This window comes from Glutamicibacter sp. NPDC088483, from assembly GCF_044753145.1.
Lineage (GTDB): Bacteria > Actinomycetota > Actinomycetes > Actinomycetales > Micrococcaceae > Glutamicibacter.
In genome coordinates this window covers 156,120-179,828 of the sequence record NZ_JBIVMP010000004.1, presented here as the reverse complement: position 1 = coordinate 179,828, position 23,709 = coordinate 156,120, and the positions used below count along the sequence as shown (strand labels likewise).

At 63.1% G+C, this 23,709-nt stretch carries 20 protein-coding genes; 6 read left to right on the top strand and 14 right to left on the bottom strand.

Annotated elements, in window-relative coordinates:
• Window positions 1-6 precede the first annotated feature (6 nt).
• The 4 genes from ACIP6G_RS09975 to ACIP6G_RS09960 form a co-directional block, all read right to left on the bottom strand.
• Window positions 7-1,071, bottom strand: coding sequence for an ABC transporter permease (locus tag ACIP6G_RS09975; protein WP_365945693.1), 1,065 nt, complete (start codon window positions 1,069-1,071; stop codon window positions 7-9).
• Between the two features lie 75 nt (window positions 1,072-1,146).
• Window positions 1,147-2,142 carry a substrate-binding domain-containing protein gene (locus ACIP6G_RS09970; protein ID WP_105662246.1) on the bottom strand — a complete coding sequence of 332 codons (996 nt, stop codon included), beginning with the start codon at window positions 2,140-2,142 and terminating at the stop codon, window positions 1,147-1,149.
• Window positions 2,143-2,351: 209 nt separating this feature from the next.
• Window positions 2,352-3,365: a LacI family DNA-binding transcriptional regulator gene (locus tag ACIP6G_RS09965; protein WP_365945692.1), complete on the bottom strand. Its 1,014-nt coding sequence runs from the start codon at window positions 3,363-3,365 to the stop codon at window positions 2,352-2,354.
• A 5-nt stretch (window positions 3,366-3,370) separates the two neighbouring features.
• Complete coding sequence (locus ACIP6G_RS09960; RefSeq protein WP_365945691.1) at window positions 3,371-4,579, bottom strand: Gfo/Idh/MocA family oxidoreductase; 1,209 nt, start codon at window positions 4,577-4,579, stop codon at window positions 3,371-3,373.
• A 360-nt stretch (window positions 4,580-4,939) separates the two neighbouring features.
• Between ACIP6G_RS09960 and ACIP6G_RS09955 the strand changes: the two genes are divergently transcribed.
• Complete coding sequence (locus ACIP6G_RS09955; protein WP_332486354.1) at window positions 4,940-5,680, top strand: GntR family transcriptional regulator; 741 nt, start codon at window positions 4,940-4,942, stop codon at window positions 5,678-5,680.
• Window positions 5,681-5,713: 33 nt separating this feature from the next.
• A complete protein-coding gene (gene iolB / locus ACIP6G_RS09950; RefSeq protein WP_365945690.1) occupies window positions 5,714-6,616 on the top strand; it encodes a 5-deoxy-glucuronate isomerase in 903 nt (300 codons plus the stop codon).
• A 92-nt stretch (window positions 6,617-6,708) separates the two neighbouring features.
• Here the strand turns inward: iolB and ACIP6G_RS09945 are convergent, their stop codons facing one another.
• Both ACIP6G_RS09945 and ACIP6G_RS09940 read right to left on the bottom strand, forming a co-directional pair.
• Complete coding sequence (locus ACIP6G_RS09945; RefSeq protein ID WP_400290085.1) at window positions 6,709-7,473, bottom strand: TIM barrel protein; 765 nt, start codon at window positions 7,471-7,473, stop codon at window positions 6,709-6,711.
• A 26-nt stretch (window positions 7,474-7,499) separates the two neighbouring features.
• Window positions 7,500-8,591, bottom strand: a complete 1,092-nt coding sequence (locus ACIP6G_RS09940) for a Gfo/Idh/MocA family oxidoreductase (protein WP_400289779.1) — start codon at window positions 8,589-8,591, stop codon at window positions 7,500-7,502.
• Between the two features lie 96 nt (window positions 8,592-8,687).
• Here ACIP6G_RS09940 and ACIP6G_RS09935 point away from each other — a divergent pair, with 96 nt between their 5' ends.
• Window positions 8,688-9,677 carry a LacI family DNA-binding transcriptional regulator gene (locus ACIP6G_RS09935; RefSeq protein ID WP_400289777.1) on the top strand — a complete coding sequence of 330 codons (990 nt, stop codon included), beginning with the start codon at window positions 8,688-8,690 and terminating at the stop codon, window positions 9,675-9,677.
• Window positions 9,678-9,742: 65 nt separating this feature from the next.
• Here ACIP6G_RS09935 and ACIP6G_RS09930 read toward each other — a convergent pair whose 3' ends face one another.
• The 8 genes from ACIP6G_RS09930 to iolC all read right to left on the bottom strand — a co-directional run bounded on the left by ACIP6G_RS09930 (window position 9,743) and on the right by iolC (window position 19,990).
• The gene (locus tag ACIP6G_RS09930; RefSeq protein WP_133833848.1) at window positions 9,743-11,233 is read right to left on the bottom strand and encodes a sugar porter family MFS transporter; all 1,491 of its coding nucleotides are present in this window, start codon (window positions 11,231-11,233) and stop codon (window positions 9,743-9,745) included.
• A gap of 414 nt (window positions 11,234-11,647) precedes the next feature.
• The gene (locus tag ACIP6G_RS09925) at window positions 11,648-12,532 is read right to left on the bottom strand and encodes a sugar phosphate isomerase/epimerase family protein (RefSeq protein ID WP_400289775.1); all 885 of its coding nucleotides are present in this window, start codon (window positions 12,530-12,532) and stop codon (window positions 11,648-11,650) included.
• Window positions 12,533-12,539: 7 nt separating this feature from the next.
• The gene (locus tag ACIP6G_RS09920; RefSeq protein WP_133833847.1) at window positions 12,540-13,553 is read right to left on the bottom strand and encodes a Gfo/Idh/MocA family protein; all 1,014 of its coding nucleotides are present in this window, start codon (window positions 13,551-13,553) and stop codon (window positions 12,540-12,542) included.
• A 40-nt stretch (window positions 13,554-13,593) separates the two neighbouring features.
• The gene (locus ACIP6G_RS09915) at window positions 13,594-14,514 is read right to left on the bottom strand and encodes a sugar phosphate isomerase/epimerase family protein (protein ID WP_400289773.1); all 921 of its coding nucleotides are present in this window, start codon (window positions 14,512-14,514) and stop codon (window positions 13,594-13,596) included.
• Window positions 14,515-14,544: 30 nt separating this feature from the next.
• On the bottom strand, window positions 14,545-16,059 hold the full coding sequence (locus ACIP6G_RS09910) for a CoA-acylating methylmalonate-semialdehyde dehydrogenase (protein WP_105656546.1): 1,515 nt from the start codon (window positions 16,057-16,059) through the stop codon (window positions 14,545-14,547).
• Between the two features lie 44 nt (window positions 16,060-16,103).
• Window positions 16,104-18,035, bottom strand: coding sequence for a 3D-(3,5/4)-trihydroxycyclohexane-1,2-dione acylhydrolase (decyclizing) (gene iolD, locus ACIP6G_RS09905; RefSeq protein ID WP_400290083.1), 1,932 nt, complete (start codon window positions 18,033-18,035; stop codon window positions 16,104-16,106).
• A gap of 30 nt (window positions 18,036-18,065) precedes the next feature.
• Complete coding sequence (locus ACIP6G_RS09900) at window positions 18,066-18,995, bottom strand: deoxyribose-phosphate aldolase (protein ID WP_105656548.1); 930 nt, start codon at window positions 18,993-18,995, stop codon at window positions 18,066-18,068.
• A 2-nt stretch (window positions 18,996-18,997) separates the two neighbouring features.
• Window positions 18,998-19,990 (bottom strand): 5-dehydro-2-deoxygluconokinase, encoded by a 993-nt coding sequence (gene iolC, locus ACIP6G_RS09895; protein WP_332594582.1) that lies wholly within the window; start codon window positions 19,988-19,990, stop codon window positions 18,998-19,000.
• 338 nt (window positions 19,991-20,328) lie between these two features.
• Here iolC and ACIP6G_RS09890 point away from each other — a divergent pair, with 338 nt between their 5' ends.
• The 3 genes from ACIP6G_RS09890 (at window position 20,329) to ACIP6G_RS09880 (ending at window position 23,640) form a co-directional block, all read left to right on the top strand.
• Entirely contained in the window at window positions 20,329-21,336 is a 1,008-nt protein-coding gene (locus ACIP6G_RS09890) for a LacI family DNA-binding transcriptional regulator (RefSeq protein ID WP_400289771.1), read from the top strand.
• 118 nt (window positions 21,337-21,454) lie between these two features.
• Window positions 21,455-22,627, top strand: coding sequence for a Gfo/Idh/MocA family protein (locus tag ACIP6G_RS09885; RefSeq protein ID WP_400289770.1), 1,173 nt, complete (start codon window positions 21,455-21,457; stop codon window positions 22,625-22,627).
• Entirely contained in the window at window positions 22,624-23,640 is a 1,017-nt protein-coding gene (locus ACIP6G_RS09880; RefSeq protein WP_400289769.1) for a sugar phosphate isomerase/epimerase family protein, read from the top strand. The genes ACIP6G_RS09885 and ACIP6G_RS09880 overlap by 4 nt, the downstream gene beginning before the upstream one ends.
• Window positions 23,641-23,709: the final 69 nt, after the last annotated feature.

The window sequence follows — 23,709 nt, the reverse complement described above, 5'->3', positions numbered from 1 at the left end:
GGCTTCCTACTTGCTGGATTCCGCACGCTTTTTCACCACGATGTTGACCACCGTAGCCAAGAGCAGCATCAGGCCAAGGAAGAACTTGAACCAGTCCGGATTCCATTCCGCGTACACGATGCCCTTGTTCGCCATGCCGAAAATGAACGCCCCGATAGCGCCGCCAATGGCTGAACCGTAACCGCCGGTGAGCAGGCAGCCGCCGATGACCGCGGCAATGATGTAGAGGAATTCATTGCCGATGCCTTCGCCGGACTGCACCGAGTCAAAGGCGAAGAGGTTGTGCATGCCCAGCACCCAGCCGCAGAATCCAACGGCCATGAAGAGTCCGATCTTGGTGCGGACCACTGGAACGCCGACGGCGCGAGCGGCCTTCTCATCCCCGCCTACGGCGAAGATCCAGTTCCCGATCTTGGTTCGGAGCAAGATCCAGGAAGCGATGATCACCATGGCGATCCAGATGAACACGGTGATCTTGACGTCGATCCCGGCGATATTGACTGAAGAGGCAAAGACCGCCTTTGCGCTCTGGAATCCTTCAATATCCGCAATAGATGGAGAGGACACCGAGCCGCCAATGGCTCGCGTCAGGCCCAGATTCAGGCCGGTGAGCATCAAGAAACTGGCCAGCGTCACGATGAAGGATGGCAGCTTGGTCTTGATCAGGATGATTCCGTTGATGAAACCGATCAGCAGCGAGACGACCAGGGCCAAGGCAATGCCGACCCAGACGTTGAGACCGAAGTACCAGGAGATCATCGATGCACTGAGCGCCGAAGAAATGACGGCCACACCGGTGGATAGGTCGAACTCGCCACCGATCATCAGCAGTGACACGCCAACGGCCATGATGCCGATGGTCGAAGCCCCATAGAGGACGGTGGCCAAGGATGCGGGAGCCAGGAAGACCGGAGCGACGACGGCGAAGAATACGAAGAGGGCGATGGCGCCCACGAGAGCACCGATCTCCGGACGGCCCAGAAGGATAGACAATGCGCTTTTCTTGCTGACGCGCTCGTCCAGAGCCGGAGATTTTCTCTTTTGAGAGGGTGAAGCTGTTATAGATGACATGGGATTTCCTCCGTGTCCAGGCTGCGCGCCGGATCGCCGCTACCGGCAGATCAGGCGCGCGCCGAGGGGATGTGGCTAGCGGACGCCTTCTTGGGCGAAACTGGTAATTTGCTCAGCGACGGCTTTGTCTACAACAGCCGGGCCGGTCAACGTCGCCTGTCCACCGCCGATGGTGAAGCCGCCACGGTTGTTCTGCCACAGCGCATCAACTGCCATGTAGCCCTGCAACCAAGGCTGCTGGTCAACGGTGAACATCACATTGCCCTTGGTGATTTCTTCAACCAACTGCGAGTTCATGTCGAAGGAAGCTACCTCGACCTCGGACTTCGCCGTGGCTTTAGCCTTGAGCAGTGTCATCGTGATGGGTGCGCCCAGGCCGATGATCGCGTCGGCTTGCTTATCGGCTTGGAGCTTTGCGGTTGCCGTTGATTCAACCTGGGTCATGTCAGTGCCCTGCACGTAGAGTATTTCGGTGTCTGGGACGATTTTCTTCACGCCGGCGCAACGTGCTTCAAGCCCAACGTGCCCCTGTTCCTGGATGACGCATATCGGCTTCTTGATTCCCGCCTCCTTCAGCTTTTCGCCAGCGGCCTGGCCTGCAAGCTGCTCATTGGAACCGAAGTGGGCAAATGCTCCGAGATCCTTGAATCGGGCTTCACCGGCATTCAAGCTGACAATGGGGATCCCGGCATCGGCAGCCTTGCCTAGCGCTCCAGCCATGGCGTCGGGCTTGGCCAGGGTCACGGCGATGCCGTCGACGCCCTGGTCAATAGCCTGCTCGATCAGCTGGGACTGGCGTCCGCCATCAGGATCACTCAGATACTGGAGTTCTACGTTGTCCTTGGCCGAAGCTTCTTCAGCGCCCTTTCTAAGAATGTCCCAGAAGGTATCTCCTGGAGCCGCGTGGGTGATGACCGCGATTTTGATGCGGTCAGTAGCCGCCACCGCACCGCCACCGGCATTGCTTTCCGGTTCCGGTGCACGCCCGCCAGTGGACGAGCAAGCCGCCAGCCCCAATGCTGGAATGATGGCGAGCGTGATTGCGAGTTTGCGCCAAATTGGCTTTCCCATATTCGTTTCCCCTTCAGGAATCCCCGGCGCACCCCGATTGTCCCCTGGGGCGGGCCGCCTTAACAAGATGTTCCGTGACTTGAATCACAAGATGCCTAAAGTGTGCGTGACGAAAAGCGATCCGTCAAGACTTTGTTAAGACATAAGGATGTGCAGACGAGTAATTTGCCGACCTCGACAAGCACGGCGAAACGCCGCTTTCACAGGGTTCAACGGTGCAGCTGCGACGAGGAGCGCACGATAAGCCGCGGTGGAATCATCAACTGACGTGCAAATTTTCCTTCCGGATTCCGCATCAATTGGAGCAGCAGCCGCACGCTGCTGCGACCGAGATCTTCCGAATCCGAGCCGATGCTGGTCAGCGAAATTCTTCCCAGCGACGATAGGGAAATATTGTCGTAGCCAGTCACCGCCGCAGACACGCCAGCCTCATCCAGAGCCTGCAGCGCCCCAATGGCGGAAAGATCATTGAAACAAGCCAGCGATCCAGGCCGTGCCCCCGAGGCCAGCAACCGCGCTACGGCTTCATGCCCGGCCTGAATCGTTGGCCCGGCTTCCACCACCTGTACATGCTGGCGCAAGCCATGGCGCAGCATCGCCCGATGATAGGCAGCTTCGCGCATCGCAGAAACCGGACCAGCGCCACCGGCTATATGGGTAATCCGCGCATTTCTGCAATCGACCAAGTGGTCAATCACCAAACCGAAGCCCTGCTCATCATCAACCGAAACCGCGCCAGTGCCTGATTGGGCCTGGCGCCCGCCGCCAACAAATACCGCGGGAGTCTCACCCAAGGCGGCTTCGAAGCTGACGGCGTCATCGGCTGATCCGACGATGAGAATTCCACTGACCCGCAAATCGCGCAAGGTCTGCAATTCCGCAGGCCCAACGCCCTGCCCGTCGTGGATCGCGGCCGCGCTGAACAGCACGTCAAGTCCTGCTGCTTGCAACTGTTCGCGCACCACTTCCGCGACGCTCAGAACCCAGGGATTATGCAGTTCCCCCAGGACAACGCCAATGGCATGCCGGTTCTCGGCCGAAAGCGAGCGCGCTGCCAGGTTGGGCTGATAGCCCAACTCGCGGATGGAGTCCTCGACCAGCGAACGCCGCATCGAACTGACCTTGCTAGGATCCGAGAGCACCAGGGAGACCAAGGATTTTGAGACCCCGGCATGCTTGGCGACGTCCCGGATCGTGGGGCGGCGGCGCGACGAGTCAGGCATGGCGGTCAGTATTGCACACTCGCAGCGCGCACCGGCTCATCCAGCGCCTGCCACGTGCCGCTTGCGGCAGATGCTTCGGCCGCTTCGACCACTGCGGCTGCGGCCACCGCATCGGCGATGGTGGAGTTCGTTTTCTCTCCACCGGCGACAGCCAGCAGGAACTTCTTGGCCTCGATGGTCTTGAGGTCGTCAAAGCCCATCGCGTTCCCTGGGCCTGGCTGGAACCGGGAGTATTCGCCATGCTTTGGCGAGCCGATCACCGTCGTGAATCCCTGCTCTTCATTGTCTCGACCGAGCACGACTTCCAGTTCATTCATGCGTTCAAAATCCCACTTGACCGAACCTTCCGTGCCGTAGATTTCCAGTCGGTAACCGCACTGCGGTCCCACAGCCACCCGGGATGCCTCGATAGTTCCGATCGCGCGGTCCGCCACGCCTTCTGGGCTGAAACGCACCAACGCTGCGGCGTAGTCCTCATTCTCGACTTCACCTTGGTCACCGCCTTCGATCAGGTCGAAGTGCGTGCCCTGGCCCATGGATAGTTTCGGCCGGGACGGGATCATGACATTGGTGGATGCGGAAATGCCCTGGATGGGGCCGACAACATGGCTGCATAGATCAGCTGCATGGCTGAACAGGTCAGCAAGCACCCCGCTGCCGGCCAGCTCCCGGTTGAAGCGCCACGATAAAGCGGCCCGGGGGTCTGACGCATATCCGGCAAGGAAGCTGGCGCGGACATTCGTGATGGATCCCAGCCGGCCTTCTTGCACCAGCTGGCGGGCGCGTGCGATAGCTGGCGCATGCCGGTAGTTGAACCCGACCGAGGTGACTACGCCATTGCGGATGGCGGCTTGCTCGATAGCCTGCGTTTCGGCCAAGCTTCGACCGGCGGGCTTTTCGATCCAGAAGTGCTTGCCGGCCTCTGCTGCGGCGATCGCCATGTCGGCGTGCAGGAAGTTCGGAGCGCAAATCGAGACGACATCCACCTCGGGATCGGCAAGCACCTGGTGGTAGTCCAGTGTTCCGCGCTCGAAGCCCAGTGTTGAGATCGCGAAGTCGACTCGCGACTGCTCGGTGTCCGCGGCTATGACCAGTCTTGGCTTGATGCCCAGCTCTGGATAAGCATAGGGCACCGAACTGTAGGCGCGAGCGTGCAGCTTGCCCATCCATCCCACCGAGATCAGCCCCACGCCGATGCTGCGCTGTTCATTCATGATGTTCTCCTGTCTGCGGCGTTTAACGCCGTGATTCCCTGTGGCTGCCGCGGCTCGCCTCAAGCCTTGGACCGTTCCAAAAAACCATATGTGCCACTGGAATCCTCGGGCAATGGAATCTGCCGAATTTTTTATCAGGACAATTGGACAATCCAACCTGTTGTCCAATCCCCCTTGTCGGACCGCATGTCTGACTCGAACCCCTCAGTTGGCAACGCCGCTGGGGATCACCAACTAGCGTGGAGAATGCTTTGGAACGAATGGAGTTCCAGCCAAAGGATGCCCAAATCGTGAACTTTCATATATAGTTTGTCCTGTCAAAGCGACATATCATGACAAAGTCGCCGGCAAGGAGCAACTGTGAGCACACCACTGAGCATCAAGATCGACCGATCTTCGCCCATTCCCCTCTACCACCAGGTAGCGCAAGGCATCGAAGGCGCGATCCGCGACGGTTCGCTGGCCTCGGGCACTCGACTGGAAAATGAAATCGAGCTGGCCCAGCGGCTGCGGCTTTCACGGCCCACCATTCGCAAGGCCATGGATGACCTAGTCCAGTCCGGCCTGCTGGTGCGCAAGCGCGGTGTGGGAACGCAGGTTGTTTCCAGCCAGATCCGCCGGCATCTTGAGCTGTCCAGCCTGAATGACGACCTTGAGCGCGCCGGGAAGAAGCCTTCTACCACCCTGCTCAGCTTCGAGCACATTCCCGCTCCGCCGGAGATCCAGGATCTTCTTTCGCTGCCCAAGGACGTCTCTGTCTACCACTTCACCCGGCTGCGTTCTGCCGGAGGCAGCCCGCTGGCCCTCATGGAGAACTGGGTTCGCGACGACATTGTCGAGCTGGACGAAAAGTCCTTGCAGGCCCATGGCCTCTACGAGCTCCTGCGCGAAGCAGGGGTGAACTTCCGCCTGGCCCAGCAGCGCATCGGGGCCACGACCGCAGATGAAGCCCAGGCCAAGACCTTGGACGCAGCGGCCGGTTCGGCCCTGGTGACCATGCAGCGCACCGCGGTGGATGACACTGGGCGCAACGTGGAAACCGGCTCCCATGTTTATCGAGCAGACGCCTACAGTTTTGAAATGACCTTGGTGCAACGCTAGGCACCTGTCCCCCGCCGTCGAAAGGATCGACTAATGACCGATTGGATTTACCCTGCAGGTTCGGCCGCTAACGGAGAATGGAGCATCTCGCTCGGTGCCCATGACTCAGCCGTTTCCATAGACGGCTGGGCACACACCGGACTCAAGGTAGCTGAGCTGGCCCCTGGCCAAACAGTTGAACTGGAGGCCTGCGGCGAAGAACGGATCGTGGTCCCGCTCAGCGGCGAATCATTCACTGTCGCCATGGCAGGAACCGAACATGTTCTCAAGGGTCGCGAATCAGTCTTTGCTGGACCTGCTGATGTCCTCTACACCGGCATCAACACGGCGTTGTCCATCAGCTCCGCCGAAGGGGGCCGGGTCGCCGTCGCACTGGCCCCGGCCAAGCAGTCCTACCCGACCCGGCTGATCAGGGCAGAAGAGACCCCTGTGGAGCTGCGCGGCGCAGGAAACTGCTCCCGCCAGGTCCACAACTTCGGCACCCCGGCCGCCCTGGAAGCGGACCGATTCATCGTCTGCGAAGTCATCACTCCGGCGGGCAACTGGTCTTCCTACCCTCCGCATAAGCATGATCAGGAGAAGGAAGGCGAAACCAGCCTCGAGGAAATCTACTACTTCGAGACGCAGCTAGCCCAGGGCATGCCCGCCGAGGCGGCAAGCGATCCCATCGGCTACGCGCGCGTTTATGCCTCGGATGAACGCCCCATCGATGTAAATGCCGAGGTCCGCACCGGGGACGTTGTCCTGGTCCCCTACGGCTGGCATGGTCCGGCCATGGCCGGGCCGGGATACGACCTCTACTACCTGAACGTCATGGCCGGCCCGGGGCGGGTGCGCGATTGGCTGATCAGCGATGATCCCCACCACGGCTGGATCCGCCAGACTTGGGATTCGCAGAGCATGGATTCGCGCTTGCCTTTCGGCGCTGGCGCGTAGCTTCTCGGAACGCACGCCAAGTGGCGGCAGCAGGTTTTCCTGCTGCCGCCACTTGGCTTTAGACTCTCATTCCGATGCTCGGTGCATGATGGCTAGCGCGCCACGGTCTTGGACAGCGGTGAAAACGCCTGGGCAAAGGCCGCGATGGCTCCTTCGGAATCTGCGCTGGCGTAGGCCTCCATGCCGATCGGGCCAGAATAACCCAGCTCGGCCAGCACACGGGCGACGGCCAGATAGTTGATCTCCCCGGTGCCCGGCTCGCACCGTCCGGGTACGTCTGCGACCTGGATTTCCCCAATGTGCGGAAGCGCCGAGCGCACCAGTTCGATGAGGTTCCCCTCGCCAATTTGGGCGTGGTACAGGTCCAGCATCATCTTCACGTTCGGGTGCCTGACGGCCTTGACCAGGGACATCGTGTCCTTGGCGCGTCCCAGCGGGATACCAGGGTGATCCAGGATCGTGTTCAGGTTCTCCAGCATGAAGGTGACCTGGTGCTCTTCGCCGATGCGGCCCAGTGCTTCCAGCGTTCGCGCTGCGGTGAGCCACATCTCTCCGGTAGCCCGGAATTGCGGGCTGGCCGCCTGCCCGTCAACGAGCTGGGCCGGATGCACAACTAGCCGGTGGATGCCCAGCTGCTGGGCTGCCGGGATCAATTCCTTGGCGGTGCGAACAACTTCGCCCGCGCTGTCCGGATCGCAGAGGCTGCCTGCGCTGTAGCCTGTCATGGAGCCGAAACGGGCGCCGGTGGCCGCCAATGCCGGCAGGTCCTTGCCCCGGATACCCCAGAGTTCTATTTCAAAGCCGGCCTCGTCCAGGCGCTTCACCCGGTCGATCAGCGGAAGGTCCAGGAAGACCATTTCGGCACAGACCGCCAGTTGCCCGTTCACGGGTTCACCGCAAGGCGGGTGGCGGATTCCAACTTGACCGGCAGACCGGATTCTGCGGATTCCAAGGCCGCCAGTGCGATGCGCAGGGCTGCGCGGGCGTCGGCGCCGGTGGGGACCGCCAGGGCCGCATCAGCCGTATCCTCGCGCAAGCCCCGGATCTTGCGGGCGAAGACCGAGAGCTGCTCGCGGTAGGCCTGGGCGAATAGCTCGATGTTCAACCGTTCGGTTGGCGCATGCACTCCCTGGCTGTCGAAGCTGGCCGCGGCCAGCTGCACCGGATTGCCTGCCTGCACCATGCCCTTTGAACCGAAGACTTCTCCGCGCACGTCATAGCCGTAGCTGGCCGAGAAGTTCGCCTCGGCCACGGCGATTGCCCCATTGGAGTAGCGCAGGCTCACCACGGCGGTATCCAGCAAACCGGAGCCCCGGTGCTCAGGGGCCACCAGCGCATCGGACATGACGTGGACTTCCACTGCTTCGGCTCCCGGGTTCAACCAGTTCAGGGTGTCAAAATCGTGGATCAGGGTTTCAGTGAAAATGACGTGGGAACGGATCTTTGCCGCGTTGGGCAGCCCGCCGGCCACTTCTGGATCCCGGGTCAGCGAGCGCAGCAGTTGCGGGGTGCCAATAACTCCGGAATGCACCTGTTCCGCCACAACGGCGAAGTCCCGGGAGAAGCGCCGGTTGAAACCGATCTGCAGCAGCACCCCGGAAGCCTCCACAGCGTCAAGCGCGGCGTCCAAGTCCGACAACGCGTGCGCTGCCGGCTTTTCGCAGAAGATATGCTTTCCGGCTGCAGCGGCTTGGGCGATCAAGCCGGCATGGAAGCTCGAAGGCGCCCCGATAACCACGGCGTCCACGCTGTCGTCGGCCAGCACGTCGGCGATGTCTTCGGTGTAGTTCGGGCAACCAAGCTCAGCGGCCAGTTCAGCGGCCCGGCCCGGCGCCGGGTCCGCTATGACATGCAATTGCGCATCCGGCAGATGCTGCGCCACAGTGCGGGCGTGGAATGCTCCGATCCACCCGGTACCGATAACGGCCAGGCGCAGCGGCTTTACTGAAGTTTCTGGCAGGGTCTGGTAAGCCATGAAGTCTCTCCTAGAACGTTCTAGATTTAGTGTTCAGGAAAATCATGGCACACTGGATAGCAACTGTCTATAACGTTCTAGAAGAAAGTTCCGCCCATGCCGACACCCCCTGCAAAACGCCCCACACTGGCCGACGTCGCCCGCGCCTCTGGGGTCTCGGTAGCGCTGGCCTCGATTGTCATGCGCGATGCCGAGGGTGCCAGCGAAGAATCCCGGTCCCGAGTCAAGCAGGCGGCCGCGGAGTTGGGCTACCGCCCGGATTCGCGCGCGCGGTCGCTGCGCAGCAGCCGCAGCCGGACCATCGGTCTGGCCCTGGCGCTGGGAGAACCGTTGCATGCAGAATTGGCCGATGCCCTGTACGAGCAGGCAGACCAGAACGGCTTCGAGATCATCCTGGGCGCTACCGGCAGGCACCGCGATGAACGCCGAGTGCTCAATACGCTGATCGATGCGGGAGTCGAAGCGGTGATTGGACTGTTCCCGGAACTTCCGCCGGCTCAACTGGTCCACGCCTCCAAGCAGCTTCCCATAATCAGCCTGCTGCGCACGATTGACGGCATCCCATCCGTCATTACCAACGAAGCTGCCGGCGTTGAACAAGCCGTCAGCCATGTGGCCCAGCTCGGCCACACACGGCTGCTGCATCTGGATGGCGGATCTGCCATCGCGGCGCAACAGCGGCGCGATGCCTTTGCCGAATCCGCCGCCCGCGCCAACGCGCACGGCCAAGTGCTCCCAGCTGGCCCCGATGACGCCACCGCTTTCACGGTCCTGCGCGAATACCTGGAAGCAACTGCCCCAGCCGAACGCGCCACAGCGGTACTGGCCTTCAATGACCGTGCGGCGCTCGGCGCCCGCCAAGCAATCGACCTTGCCGGCCTGCATGTTCCCGAGCAGATCTGCCTGGTCGGCTATGACGACAGTGAATTCGCCAGGCTGGCGCACGCCGATCTGACCAGCGTTCGGCAAGATGTCGCGGCACTGGCCCAAGCCGCCATGCACGCGGCCCTGAACGCCCCGGGCGCTTCCAGCACCCATGCCCCGCAGCTGGTAGTGCGAGGCAGCACGGCAAGGCCCCGGGCATAGCAGCGAGCCCAGCCCCCTGCCACGTGGCGGGGGCTGGGCTTGCCAGCTCAGCGATGCGCCGCGATTCAGGCGTTGACCGCAGGCTTGACGTGGTAGATCGCTCCGGTGGAAACATCCTCTTCCAGCGCTTCCAGCGAGCGTCCACGGGTTTCAGGCACCTGCGTGGCTACGAAGAACAGTGCCAGCACACCGATGCCAGCGAAGATGAAGAAGGACCCGGTAATCCCGATCCCGGAGACCAGCGATGGGAAGAACAGTGCCAGCACGCCGTTGGTCGTCCAGCCGAAGAACACCGAGATGCCAATGCCCAGTCCGCGCATATGCAGCGGGAAGATTTCAGCCAGCCATACCCAGACGGCCACGTTCAGGAATGTCTGCATGGACATCACGAAGGCAACCACCAGGATCAGGATCACCACTGGCCGGATCGGGCTGCCAACCGGCAGCAGCATGCCCGCGATAGCCACCAGCAGGTGGCAGGTGGTGGTCAGCGACAGGCCAATCAGGAACGTCTTGCGGCGGTCCATGCGGTCCATGTTGCGCAGGGCAATAATTCCGCCAATGACAGCAACCACGCCAAAGGCGATATTCGCCAGTACTGCCTGCTGCTCTGACATCCCGGATTCTTCCAGCACGCGCGTGCCGTAGTACATGATCGAGTTGATGCCCGTGAGCTGCTGAGTCATGGAGACACCGATGCCAATGGCGATGATGCGCATCAGCCATTTGTTCTTCAGCACCGCTTTGATGCCCACCGGCTTGTTAGCCAGCTTTTCCTCGTCGGCGACAATCTCGATCTCGTGGACTTCAGCCAGTGCGCGCTCAGGCGAGCGCACGGTCTTGAGCACCCGCAACGCCTCGGCATAGCGGCGCTTTTCCACGAGCCAGCGAGGGGATTCAGGCATGCGCAGCATGCCGAAGAACAACGCCAACGCCGGCAAGGCGCAAATCGCGAACATGATACGCCAGATGCCATCCACGGTCCCGCCCAGAACGGTTCCAATGATCGCGTTCATGACGAAGGCGGCCAGCTGGCCCGAGACGATGGCCAACTCATTGCGGCCGGTGATCGAGCCGCGAATTTCATACGGTGCCAGTTCGGCCAGGTATACCGGTACGACCGTAGATGCGCCGCCGACGGCCAATCCGAGCATGATGCGTCCGGCAATCAGCACGCTGTAGCCAAAGGGCGAGAACGTTCCCAGTTCCGGTCCAGCAGGCGAAAAGACAACCAGCAGGCTTCCCGCGAAGAAGAGGACTGCCAGCATGATGATGGTTTTCCGCCGGCCCCACACGTCAGCGATCTGCCCACCGACCAGTGCGCCAATTGCGGCGGCGAAGACCAGCGAGCTGATCACCACGCCAATCTGCAGGAGATTCAGGCCCAGCTCGGCGGCCATCGGGCCTTCAGCACCGTTGGCAACACCTGTGTCATAGCCGAAAAGCAGACCGCCGAAACAGGCAACGATGGAGATTAAACCGAGACGTTTTGCATGGGGGCCCGGACTAAGGGGCGGCAGACTCGACTCTGCAGAAGCACTCTGCGCACTGGACATGGGGACTCCTTTGGATTGCCCGGGTGGAAGCGTGGCTGGCCTGCGGCCATCCATCGGATCAACTGCGATCCGGCTTCCTCCACTCGGTGCCGCGGGGGCCATTGAGCATTATTCCGGCCCCGTCGATAATTGAAAGTGATGGGCTTCACAGCCCTTATGTAAGGACAATACGTCATCAGTGTTTTCTGGGCAAGCATTCTTGGACATTTTGTCCTGGCAGATACTGCTTTTTGGACTGCCGCAGCCTCCCGATCCGCCACTTCCCGGGACCATGCCCACAGATCATCGCGGCATTTTGCGGCTCTTGCTGGATCCGCCTTCTGCGCAGGAGGCCCCCGGGCAGGATGACGAAAGCCGAACCCTTGCGGGTTCGGCTTTCGTCATGTTGCAGTTCGGCTCGGGATGCCGGTTTGGCTAAGCGTGCACGGCACGGGCAGCGTCAACGCGGCTGCGCATCTGCTCCAACTGGTATTTGGCGACTGCCACGGCGTTCTCATTCTCAGCAAAAACGCTGGAGACCATCACGCTGTCCTGGCGGTCGGCAAATCCGTTGGCCACGAGGCCGGAGAAGAATTCGTCCCAGTTCACGTCGCCATCGCCAAGCTTCAGATGCTGGTGCACGCGCACCGCATTGCCCGGCGGGTTGGTGATGTAGCGCAACCCGTGCGAGGCATGATGGTTCATGGTGTCCGCCACGTGCACCACGCGCAGCCGCTCTCCCACTGCCTGCATGATATCCAGCGGCTTGTCCTTCATGTGGAAGGAATGCGAAGCAACGTAGACGAAGGACAGATTCGGCGAGTTCACCCCGCGGATCACCCGCCAAGCGGCCAGGCCTTCTTCGACAAAATCATCCGGATGCGGGTCAATGGCCACATTGATGCCCTCGCGCTCAATGATTGGCACGAGCTCTTCCATGGAGCGGTAGAACGCCGCCTCGGACTCCTCGGCGCGTTCCGGCCGCCCGGAGAATTCAGTGTTCATCTGGTTCACGCCGAGATCCACGGCAATCTGGATGGCGCGCTTCCAGTAGCGCACCGCGGCCTGGCGCAAATTCTCATCGGGCGAGGCCCAGCGCAGTACCGGCAGCACCGAAGCGATCTCCACCCCGGAAGCCCGGCAGCGGGCCGCGAGCTGCGCGACCAGGTCATCGTCGGCCTTGGGGTGGGTGAAGAACGGAATCATATCCGCATGCGGTGTCAGCTGGATGCTGTCATAGCCCAGCTCCGCTGCCAGTTCCGGGAACTGGAGCAGCGAATGGGTGGAATGGAACGGGGTCGGGTCCAGTGCGTATTTCATGATGCCCTTAGCTGTAGAGATCCGGCTTGCTGTTCAGCTTGACTGCCACCTTTTCGCCGGTGCGCTGGGCTTCGACTCCCGCCTCGCAGCAGGCCGCGGTGGCGTAGCCGTCCCAGGCGCTGGGCCCGCCCAATTCGCCTCGCAGCGCGGCGTCCACCCATGACTGGATTTCGGTATCGTAGGCGGCGCCGAAACGCTCCTCGAAGCCCGGGGTGACCTTGCCGCCCCACTGCCCGGCGGTACGCACATACGGTCCAGCGTCATTGCCGATGGACACGATGCCCTCCTCGAAGGAAGCCTGGGTCGCCACCTCGTAGCCGAACTTCGCGTTGACGTAGATCTCCACGTCGGCGAGCACTCCGGTCGAGGTTTCCAGCAGCACGTGCTGGGGGTCGTGCTGGCCGTTGGGAGCATTGCGGGTGGCCTTGCCCAAGCGCACCTGCACCGAGGTGATCTCGTCACCGGTGAAGTAGCGGATGGCGTCGAACTCGTGGACCACCGAGTCGTTGATCAGCATCTCATTGGTGAAGCCCTCCGGGGTGGAGGGGTTGCGGTGCTGGTGGTGCAGCACCAGCAATTCGCCCAGGCTCTCATCCTCGATCAGCTGGCGCAGCTGCCGGTACTCGGCGTCGAAACGCCGCATGAAGCCCACTTGGATGCGCTTGCGGCCCAGCTTGGCCTCGGCCTCGACGATCTCCCAGGAGGAAGCGGCATCGGGGGTCAGCGGCTTTTCGCACAGCACCGGAATATCTGCCTCGAGCACCGCCAGCAATGCATCGTGGTGAAGGAAGCCGGGGGTCGCCAGCAGTACCGCGTTGACCTCGCCGTCGGCGAGCGCCGCGGACAGGTCGGCGTAGCCCTTGGCACCCGGGATCCCGTCGATGGCCGCAGCGACCCGGTCGGTGTCGATATCGACAACGGCCGCGACTTCGGCTCCGGAAATACGGTGGTGGATCCGCTGTATGTGGTCGGCGCCCATGCGCCCGGCTCCAACGACGGCGACGCGCAGGTTATCTGGCACGATATGTCCTTTCAAGAATTCTTGGCTAGGTGGGGATTGCTTAGACGCGGCTGCGCGAGCCGCAGCTGAGCAGGTAGTCGCGGGTGCGGGTGGCGATGGGCAGCGGCACCGAGAAGTCGGCCACCGGGTACATGTCCTGTTCGACAATTCCGAAAATCGGACGGCCCAGCTTCTCCACTTCCTTCAAGACCTCGTTGAGGTCAGGCAACCCGGAAGGCGGTTCGCACATCACCCCGGCCAAGTTGGCCGCGGCCCAGGTCATGCCCTGTGCGCGGACCGTGGCCAGGATGTCCGGGTTGATCTGCTTCAGGTGCAGGTACCCGATGCGCTCCGGGAAGCGGCGGATCAAATCCACGCTGGAAGCTCCACCGTATTCGGCATGTCCGGTATCCAGGCACAGGGTGGTGAATTGCGGGTCGGTGAGCTCAAGGAACTTCTCGATGTCGCCCTGGCCGCAGACATGGGAGTCGGCATGGGAATGGAACTGCTGCTTGAGGCCGAATTCCTCCTGCAGGATCCTTCCCAGCCGGTCATGGCCCTTGGCCAGCGAATCCCAGGCCGAACCGTCCAGGGTGCCCGATTCGATGGCCTGGCCGGTGACGTCGTCGCGCCACATGGCAGGGATCACCACAATATGCTCGCCTCCCATGGCGGCGGTCAGCTCGGCCACCTTGCGGGCTGGTTCCCAGGCTTCTTCCCAGGCGCTGGCGCTGCCGTCGATGCCGCGGTGGAAGGCGGTGAAGACGGTGCCGGCGCAGACGTTCAGGTCGCGGGCGGCCAGCTCGTCGGCCAGCTGCGCGGGGTCGGTGGGCAGGTACCCGTAGGGACCCAGTTCGATGGTCTTGTAGCCGGCTTCAGCCACTTCGTCGAGGAAGCGCTGCCAGGGTGTCTGCTGGGGATCATCGGCAAACCAGACTCCCCAGGAGTCGGGGGCAGTCCCAATGGTGATGTTCTGTGCCATGGTGCGTACCTTATCTTCTGTTCAAGGTGCCTAGTTGGAGGGGAAGTTGAAGGTGGCGGCCGTGCCCTGAGCCGGCTCCGGCCAGCGCTGCGTGATGGCCTTGCCCCGGGTGTAGAAGCGCACGCCGTCGGGGCCGTAGATGTGGTGCTCGCCGAACAGCGAGTCCTTCCAGCCTCCGAAGGAGTGCCAGGCAACCGGCACCGGCAGCGGCACGTTGACCCCGACCATGCCTACCTGGATGCGGCGGGTGTAGGTGCGGGCGTGGGCACCGGAGGAAGTGAAGATGGCCGTGCCGTTGCCGTAGGGGTTCGCGTTGACCACTTCGATGGCTTCTTCCAGGCTGTCTACGCGCAGCACCACCAGCACCGGGCCGAAGATCTCCTCGGTGTAGGCGCTCATCTCGCGGCTGACCTTGTCGATGATGGTCGGGCCGACAAAGAACCCGTTCTCGTGGTCCTTGACCACCAGGTCGCGGCCGTCGATGACCAGCGCGGCGCCAGCTTCCTGCGCCTCGCCAACGATCTTCTGCAGGCGGGACTTCGAGGCCGGGGTGATCACCGGTCCCATATCCGCCGTCTCATCGAAGCCGTTCGAGACGTTGACGTTGCGGGCATGCTCGGCGAGCTTGTCCACCAGGCCATCGGCGGCATCGCCCACGGCGACGGCCACGGAGATGGCCATGCAGCGCTGGCCCGCGGAGCCGAAAGCCGCGGCGTTGATGTGGTCGGCGGCCAAGTCCATATCGGCATCGGGCATGATCACCGCGTGGTTCTTCGCTCCGCCCAGGGCCTGCACGCGCTTGCCGTGCTTGGTGGCGGTTTCGTGCACGTACTTGGCGATCGGAGTGGAACCGACAAAGGAGATGCCATCCACATCCGGGTGGGTGAGCAGCCCGTCCACGGTTTCCTTGCCGCCGTGCAGCACCTGGAAAACGCCGTCGGGCAGGCCGGCTTCCTTGAACAGCTCGGCGATCAGCAAGGCGGCCGAAGGGTCGCGCTCAGAAGGCTTGAGGATGAAGGCGTTGCCGGTGGCAATGGCCACCGGTGCCATCCACAGCGGCACCATCACCGGGAAGTTGAACGGGGTGATGCCGGCGACCACGCCCAGCGGCTGGCGGAAGGAGAACACGTCGATGCCGGTGGAGACCTGGTCGGAGTATTCGCCCTTCAGCGACTGGGAGATGCCGCAGGCATACTCCACCACTTCGATGCCGCGGCTGATCTCGCCGGCGGCGTCGGAGAGGACCTTGCCGTGCTCGGAGGTGACGATGCGGGCCAGCTCGCCGGTGTGCTCGGTGAGCAGCTGCTGGAAGCGGAAGAGGATCTTGCTGCGCTTGGCGATCGATACTTCGCCCCAGGTTTCGGAGGCGGCCTTGGCCACGGCCACAGCCTGCTGCAGGTCCTCGCCGCTGGCCAGGTGCAGCTGGCCGGTGATTTCTCCGGTTGCCGGGTTGTAGACCGGCTGGGTGGCGGTGCCGGTGCCGGCGCTGGGCTTGCCGTTGATGTAGTGCAGGATTTCGGTGACTTCGGTAGCGGTAGCAGTCATGGGTTCACGTCTTTCGGTATTCGAGTTGGTCTGGTGCGGTGCGCCTAGCCCAGCAGGGGCTTCTGGCGGGATTTGTGCTCGGCGTAGGTCTTGCGGGCCTGGGTGGTGGAGTCCAGCTCGGCGACCTCGCTGACCGGCACATCCCACCAGGACTCGCTGGAGGGAGCATCGGCGTAGAGGTCGGATTCGATGTGGATCAGGATCGGTCCCGAACCCTCGGGCGCGGCCTTGGCCTGGGCGATGGCCGCCGAGAGCTCATCGATGGCTTGGGGCCCGGGCTCGATCCGGATGACCTTCACGCCCAGCGACTCGGCGTTGGCAGCCAGGTCCACTGGCAAGGTCGCACCATCATCGAAGCTGTGGCGCTGGGCATCGAGCGTGCGGTACTTGGTGCCGAAACGCTGGGAGCCCAGTGATTCGGACAGGGCTCCGATGGAGGCGTAGCCATGGTTCTGTATCAGCACGGTGATCAGCTTCAGGCCTTCGGCCACGGCGGTGACCAGCTCGGTGTGCATCATCAGGTAGGAGCCGTCACCCACCATCACCACGACGTCGCGGGACTCTTCGGAGCCTCGCGCGGTTTCAGCAAGGGCGGCGCGCTTGATGCCCAGCCCGCCGGCGATCTCGTATCCCATGCAGGAGAAGCCGTATTCCACGTGGTAGCCGAACGGGTCGGAGACCCGCCACATCTTGTGCAGGTCCCCGGGCAGCGAGCCGGCGGCGCAGACCACCACATCGCGCGGATCCATGGCCTGGTTCACCGCTCCGATGATGGCGTTCTGGCTGACCAGCGGGCTCAGCCGCTCGGCGAAGGCCGCATCAACGGTCGCGTCCCAGCGCTGCTTCTCGGTGGCGGCCTGGACTTCCAGGGCTCCCTCGACCCGGTATCCGGTCAGCGCCTCGCGCAGCGCGATCAGCGCCTTGCGGGCATCGCCGACCACCGGCAGCACGGTGCCGTGCTTGTAGGCGTCCAGGGCGGCGACGTTGATGTTCACGAACTTCACGTCCGGGTTCTGGAATGCGGTGCGGCTGGCGGTGGTGAAGTCCTCATAGCGGGTGCCGATGCCGATGACCAGATCCGCCTGCTCGGCCAGCGCATTGGCCGCGGTGGTGCCGGTGGAGCCAATGGCGCCCAGGGAGTACTTGGAATCCCACGGCAGCACGCCCACCCCGGCCTGGGTATTGCCCACGGGGATGCCGGTGGCTTCGCAGAAGGCAGCCAGCTCCTCGGTGGCGTAGGCGTACAGCACGCCGCCGCCTGCGACGATCAATGGGCGCTTGGCTTCGCGGATCATGACCGCGGCGGCCGCGATGTCCTCGGATTCCGGTGCCGGGCGGCGGATCTTCCACTCGCGCTCGGCAAAGAGCTCTTCCGGGAAGTCGAAGGCCTCGGCCTGCACGTCCTGCGGCAAGGAGATGGTCACCGCGCCGGTTTCGGCGGGGTCGGTGAGCACCCGCAACCCGTGGTGCAAGGCACTGGCCAGCTGCTCGGGTCGCGTGACCCGGTCGAAGTACTTGGACAGCGGGCGGAAGGCGTCGTTAACGGTGATGTCGTAGCCGTGCGGCATTTCCAGCTGCTGGAGCACCGGGTCCGCGGCGCGGGTGGCGAAGGTGTCCGAAGGCAGCAGCAGCACCGGCAGGCGGTTGGCGGTGGCCAGCGCCGCACCGGTGAGCAAGTTGGAGGACCCGGGGCCGATGGAGGTGGAGACCGCGTAGGTGGCGCGCCGGCGGGTGTGCCGCGCGTAGGCGACGGCCTGGTGCGACTGGGCCTGCTCATTGCGGCCCTGGTAGTACGGCATGAGGCTCGGGTCCTTGGCCTGCCACTGCTTCAGCGCCTGGCCCACCCCGGCAACATTTCCGTGGCCGAAAATCCCGAACATGCCCGGAATCAGCCGTTCGCGGTAGTGCGTGCCGCCGATGGAATCCACCGTGTACTGGCGGCCCAGGAATTCCACGACCGCCTGGGCAACGGTCATTGTGCGTGTAGTCATCGAGCTTCGTCCTTCTCAGCTGCGTACGGTTGCGGTGGTGTCCAGTAGCGATGCGGCGGTTGCCACGGCGGCGGCCACATCCCCGTCCTCGGGATACAGCAGGGTCCGGCCTACGGTCAGCCCCTGCACCGAAGGCAGGGCCAGCGCCGCCTGCCACGAGGCGAAGACCTCGTCGGGACTGCCCGATGGATCCCCGCCGAGCAGGACCGTGGGCAGGGTGGTCGCGGCCATGACCCGTTCCATCTCCTGGACCACGGGAATCTTCAGCCAGGTGTAGGCGCTGGTTTCGCCCAGTCCCGAGGCGATGCCCATGGACTTGATCACTGCCTCCGGGCGCAGGTCGTTGACTACCTTGCCCTCGGCCCGCTTGGAGATGAACGGCTCGACCATCGCCACCAGCTGGTGCCGGGCCAGATCCGACACGGCGTCGGCGGTAGCGGCCAGGGTTTTCACGGTGTCCGGATCCTCGTAGCTGATCCGGGTGAGCATCTTGCCGCCGTCGGCGCCCAGGGCAGCCAGGGCGGCCGCGCTGTGCCCGGTAAAGCGGTCGTCGATCTCGTTGACCAAGCCGGTGAGCCCGCCGCGGTTCATCGATCCGAAGACCAGCTTGCCTTCCAGCGCGCCCAGCAGCAGCAGGTCATCGAGGATATCGGGCGAGGCCAGCACCCCGTCGCAGGCGGGGTTCTGCAAGGCGATCTGCAGCCGGTCCAGCAGCTGGCGGCGGTCGGCCATGGCCGTGGCGCGCTTGCCCACGGACAGGGCGCCGCGGGCCGGGTGGTCGGCGGCGATGATGAAGTTCTGCCGTCCCAGCACCGGGCCGGCGTGCTTCCGACGCAGCGAAGCGGCGCGCTGCACCGAGGCCGGGTCTTCCAGCCGCTGGCGGGTGATGGATTCGTAGCGGCGCGGGTCTTCCCGGTCCACTGGCAGCTCTGATGCCTGTTTCATATCTAGACCAGGTCTTTCTGGGAGTCGGGTACGGTGCGGCCGCGCTCGGCCAGCAGGGCATTGACTTCTTCCGGGTCCGGCATGGCGTCGGAGCAGGCAACCTTCGAGGCCACAATGGCTCCGGCGGCATTGGCGTAGTCAAGCACCTGTTCCAGCGGCCAGCCGGAGAGCAGTCCGTGGCAGAAGGCGCCGCCGAAGGAATCTCCGGCACCCAGTCCGTTAGCGGTCTGCACCGGGACCGGCGCGGAAACCACGCGCTCGGTGCGGGTTTTGGCCATGACCCCTTCGGGGCCGAGCTTGACCACGGCAATCTGCACACCGGCCTCCAGCAGGCGGTCGGCCTGCTCATCCGGGGTGCCTTCGCCGACGGCTACCGAGCATTCGGTGTCGTTGCCGATGGCCACGGTGGCCGATGGCAGGGCACGCGATACCTGTTCGCGGGCCTGTTCCACGGAGTCCCAGAACATCGGGCGGTAGTCCAAATCCAGAATGGTGAACTGCCCCTGGGCCAGGGAATCTGCTGGGCGGGCGGCATAGGCCGCCAATTGCGCGGTGCGCGAAGGTTCGCGGCTCAAGCCGGTGACGGTGCTCCAGAAGATCCTGGAGTCCTTGACGGCTTGGAGGTCGATGTCGCTGCTGTCGATGTTCCAGTCCGGCGCCATCGGGAAGCGTCCGTAGAAGTACAGCGGGAAGTCGTCCGGCGGCATGATGGCGCAGAAGGTGACTGGCGTCTGCAACGTGGCGTCGCGGGCTACCTGGGTGCGGTCCACGCCGAAGCGGTCCAATTCGCGTTCCAGGAATGTGCCGAAGTCGTCGTCGCCGATTTTGGTGATCACACCGGCTGCTCGGCCGTGCCGGGCGGCCGCCACGGCGACGTTGGTGGCGGAGCCGCCGAGGTACTTGCTGAATGTGTTCACATCCGCGAGGGAAACGCCGATGTCATTCGGATACACGTCGACGCTGATGCGTCCGAGGGTGAGTACGTCGTAAGTCACGCAGATCGACGTCCTTTCGAGTCAGAAGTTCAGGGATCGGCCAACTGCCGAAGATGTGAACGGTGCCACAAGAAATACTTTGCACCATGAATTCGGCACTGTCAAAGGTTTGTACTGACATATTTACAACATGAGTAACATTGTGTGGACAAATCCGCGGAATTCCGGGGTATTCCATCTGTTTCGGACGTTGAAAATAAAAAAATTTCCACATGCCATGTCTTGGCTTCATGGCGTGGCCCGCGAAGTTCGACGAGCAGAATCCACCCCCGCACGGCCGTGCGCTCGAGCAAAACGCTAGGCTCTTAACGAGAACAACCGACACCCCAGGAGGAACTGTGGCCGCAGAACGCCGTCGAGCGACCATCTACGACGTTGCCCAGGCCGCAGGTGTTTCCAAGTCGCTGGTGTCCCTGGTGCTGCGCGGCTCCCCCAGCGTCTCGGAAGCACGTCGCGCGGCAGTACTGGCCGCCATCAAGGAACTGGATTACCGTCCCAGCCAGGCCGCCACAGCACTTGCCGGCGGCACGAGCCAGACGGTCGGCGTGGTCATCGACGACTACACCAACGTCTGGTTCGTGGAACTTCTTCGCGGGCTCCAAGAAGGACTGGCCAGCGCAGGATTGCGCATCGCAGTTTCCGACCGAGCGCTCAACGCCCACGTCGGGTCGGACCCGCTCGATGGATTCCTCAGCACCCGGGTAGAGGCTTTGGTACTGGCCACCGAACCGACTCCTGCCATGCGCTTTTCCGCGCAGGTTCCGGTCATTGTGGCCGGCAATCGCGCCACCCAGGTTCGCGGCGCGGACATTTCTTCCAGTGACGACAGGCTCGGGGCACGCCAAGCCATCGAGTACCTGGTTTCGCTGGGCCACCGGAATATTGGCCACATCGCCGGTGGCGGCGGAGCCTCGATGCTGCGCCTGGCCGGGTACCAGGAGGCAATGAAGGCCGCGGGACTCGAAGAGCGCATCGTTTCGGTCAGCGAACTGACCACCGAAGACACCGGCTACCAGTGCGCACGGCAGCTTTTGGGCGAAGCCCCGGAAACAACGGCCATCTTGGCCGGCAACGACTCAATGGCCATGGGAGCCATGGCAGCCGCCCGGGAAGCCGGCCTGTCGACACCTGGGGATTTGTCAATCATCGGCTATGACAACTCGCCGCTATCCGGCACCCACCTGCTGCGCCTGACAACCGTGGATAGCCGCAACCACGAGCTTGGATTGCACGTGGCCCAGCAGGTGCTCTCCCGGCTCGCCAATCCCGAACGCGAAGCCCAGCGCGTGCTGATGGAGCCACTGCTCATCGAGCGCGGCACCTGCGCGGCACCACGCCGGCCCTGATTCCTTCCGCTTCCAAACCTTCTCCTGCAGACCCCTTGACCGCGATCTGAAATAGGTTCTAGACTCTTTTGGAGCGCTCCAAAATATTCCATGAACAGCTTTCATCCAGGAGAATTCCATGACAAAAACCATCGGCATTGCCGTCATTGGCGCCGGCATGGCCGGGCTGTCCCACATCGCTGGGTACCGCACAGCACCCACCCTCTACAGCTCCGACTTGCCGCCGCTTCGCTATGTTGCCGTGGCTGATGTGAACACCGAGCTCGCGGCCAAGGTCGCCAAGCGCTACGGCTACGAAAAGGCGCTCGGCTCCTGGCAAGAGGTGGCCGCAGATCCAGATATCGACGTGGTCTCGGTAGTTATTGCCAACCGTTTCCACCGTGAAGCCGTCGAGGGCCTGCTGGCTGCCGGCAAGCACGTTTTGTGCGAAAAGCCGCTGGCTGACACCCTTCAAGAAGCTGAAGCGATGGCCACCGCGGCCCGCAACGCCGACTCCGTGGCCCGCGTTGGCTTCACCTTCCGCCGCACCCCGGGCATCGCCACGATCCAGAACCTGATCGCCGATGGCACCCTGGGCAAGGTGCTGCATTTCTCCGGACGCTACTGGACCGACTACGGCCACAACCCGCAGGCCCCGATGAGCTGGCGCTTCAAGGGCCAGCCAGGCTCGGGCGCACTGGCCGATGTGGGAAGCCACCTGGCCTACGTTGCCGAATTCCTGGCCGGCGAGATTCTTTCGGTCAGCGGCGGCCAGCTGAGCACCAGCATCACCGAACGCTTCCTGCCAGCCGGCGCCGTCACCGGCCACGATCTCGTGGAACTGAGCGACACGTCCGAGCCGGTAGAAAACGACGACTACGCGGCGTTCAACGTACAGTTAGCCGGGGCCGCAGGCAGCCTGGAAGTTTCCCGCGTGGCAGCCGGCCACCCCAATACGCTGACCTTCGAGGTCTTTTGCGAGAAGGGCGCCGCACGCTTCAGCCAGCTGCGTCCAGCGGAAATCGAAATCATGCTCACCGAGGGGCCTTCGGCAACCAATGGCTACCGCACGGTGAATCTCGGCTCGGAACACGCCTACCTCAGTGGCGGACTGCCCATGGATGCGCCAGGTGTCGGCTTCGGCCAGAATGATGCCTTCGGCTACCAGGCGCGCGCCTTCCTCGACGAGGTCTGCGGCCTGGGCAATGCACTTCCCATCAACGCAACATTCGACGAGGGCGTGCACAATATGCAGGTCCTCCAGGCGGTCGTGCAGTCCGCTGCCAATGACGGAAAGAAGGTTTCACTGTGAAACTCGGAGTCTACAACGCAATCCTCCACAACCGCCCGCTGGCCGAAGCCCTGGAGGTCATTGCCGCCCAGGGACTGACCGGCATCGAGTTGAATACCGGTGGCTTCTTGCCCCCAGTGCACGTGCCGAACATCGATGAAATCCTGGAATCGGACATCGCTCGCGATGCTTTCCTCGCCCAATTCGAAGGCACCGGCGTGGAAATCTATGGGCTGAACTGCAACGGCAACCCGTTGCACCCCAATCGCGAAATCGGCCAGAAGCACGCCGAGGACATTCGCCGCTCCATCAAGCTGGCCGCGCGCCTAGGCCAGACCCGCGTGGTCACCATGTCCGGTCTGCCCGCTGGAGACCCCAATGCTTCGACCCCGAATTGGGTAGTCAATGCCTGGAATTCGGCAGCTCTGGACCAGCTGGACTATCAATTCGGGATTGCCGCGGAATTCTGGAAAGAAATCGATGAGCTGGCTGTCGAACACGGAGTCAGGGTCGCTCTGGAGCTGCACCCGCAGAACCTGGTCTTCAACCCTGCAAGCTTTCGAGAGCTGTTGAAGCGGGCCGGTACCAGCAACATCGGAGTTGAACTGGATGCTTCGCACCTCTTCTGGCAGCAGATGGATCCGGTGGCCGTTGTCCGCGACCTGGGCCCATGGGTCTTCCACGCAGCAGCCAAGGATGTGCGCGTCAATCCGAATGCGGCCATCCAGGGCGTATTGGATAACAGCTTCCGCAAACTGGGCGAAGACGAACCACGCACCAACCTCGGCGGGGATGAATGGGCGAACGAGTGGCCGAAGAATTCAGCCTGGGACTTCGTGGCTTTGGGCAAGGGACATGGCGCCGCATTCTGGACCGAGTTCTTGCGCGCATTGCACGAGGTGGATCCGGAAATGATGGTGAACATCGAACACGAGGACACCGAGCTAGGTGCCGTTGAGGGCCTGGAAGTCGCCGCCAAGGTACTCATTGAGGCCGACGCAGCCCTGCAAGCTTCATTGGCCGCAACCTCCTAGGATCCTCCCGCTGGCGTGCAGAAGCCCGGAATTCACCGTGTGAATTCCGGGCTTCTGGCGCATGCCGTT

Bases quoted from the DNA above. Each gene is read 5' to 3' on its own strand.
- ACIP6G_RS09975 (WP_365945693.1), bottom strand. From the start codon at position 1,071: ATGTCATCTATAACAGCTTCACCCTCTCAAAAGAGAAAATCTCCGGCT.
- ACIP6G_RS09970 (WP_105662246.1), bottom strand. From the start codon at position 2,142: ATGGGAAAGCCAATTTGGCGCAAACTCGCAATCACGCTCGCCATCATT.
- ACIP6G_RS09965 (WP_365945692.1), bottom strand. From the start codon at position 3,365: ATGCCTGACTCGTCGCGCCGCCGCCCCACGATCCGGGACGTCGCCAAG.
- ACIP6G_RS09960 (WP_365945691.1), bottom strand. From the start codon at position 4,579: ATGAATGAACAGCGCAGCATCGGCGTGGGGCTGATCTCGGTGGGATGG.
- iolB (WP_365945690.1), top strand. From the start codon at position 5,714: ATGACCGATTGGATTTACCCTGCAGGTTCGGCCGCTAACGGAGAATGG.
- ACIP6G_RS09945 (WP_400290085.1), bottom strand. From the start codon at position 7,473: ATGGTCTTCCTGGACCTTCCGCTGATCGACCGGGTGAAGCGCCTGGAC.
- ACIP6G_RS09940 (WP_400289779.1), bottom strand. From the start codon at position 8,591: ATGGCTTACCAGACCCTGCCAGAAACTTCAGTAAAGCCGCTGCGCCTG.
- ACIP6G_RS09935 (WP_400289777.1), top strand. From the start codon at position 8,688: ATGCCGACACCCCCTGCAAAACGCCCCACACTGGCCGACGTCGCCCGC.
- ACIP6G_RS09930 (WP_133833848.1), bottom strand. From the start codon at position 11,233: ATGTCCAGTGCGCAGAGTGCTTCTGCAGAGTCGAGTCTGCCGCCCCTT.
- ACIP6G_RS09925 (WP_400289775.1), bottom strand. From the start codon at position 12,532: ATGAAATACGCACTGGACCCGACCCCGTTCCATTCCACCCATTCGCTG.
- ACIP6G_RS09915 (WP_400289773.1), bottom strand. From the start codon at position 14,514: ATGGCACAGAACATCACCATTGGGACTGCCCCCGACTCCTGGGGAGTC.
- ACIP6G_RS09910 (WP_105656546.1), bottom strand. From the start codon at position 16,059: ATGACTGCTACCGCTACCGAAGTCACCGAAATCCTGCACTACATCAAC.
- iolD (WP_400290083.1), bottom strand. From the start codon at position 18,035: ATGACCGTTGCCCAGGCGGTCGTGGAATTCCTGGGCCGCCAGTACACG.
- ACIP6G_RS09900 (WP_105656548.1), bottom strand. From the start codon at position 18,995: ATGAAACAGGCATCAGAGCTGCCAGTGGACCGGGAAGACCCGCGCCGC.
- ACIP6G_RS09885 (WP_400289770.1), top strand. From the start codon at position 21,455: ATGACAAAAACCATCGGCATTGCCGTCATTGGCGCCGGCATGGCCGGG.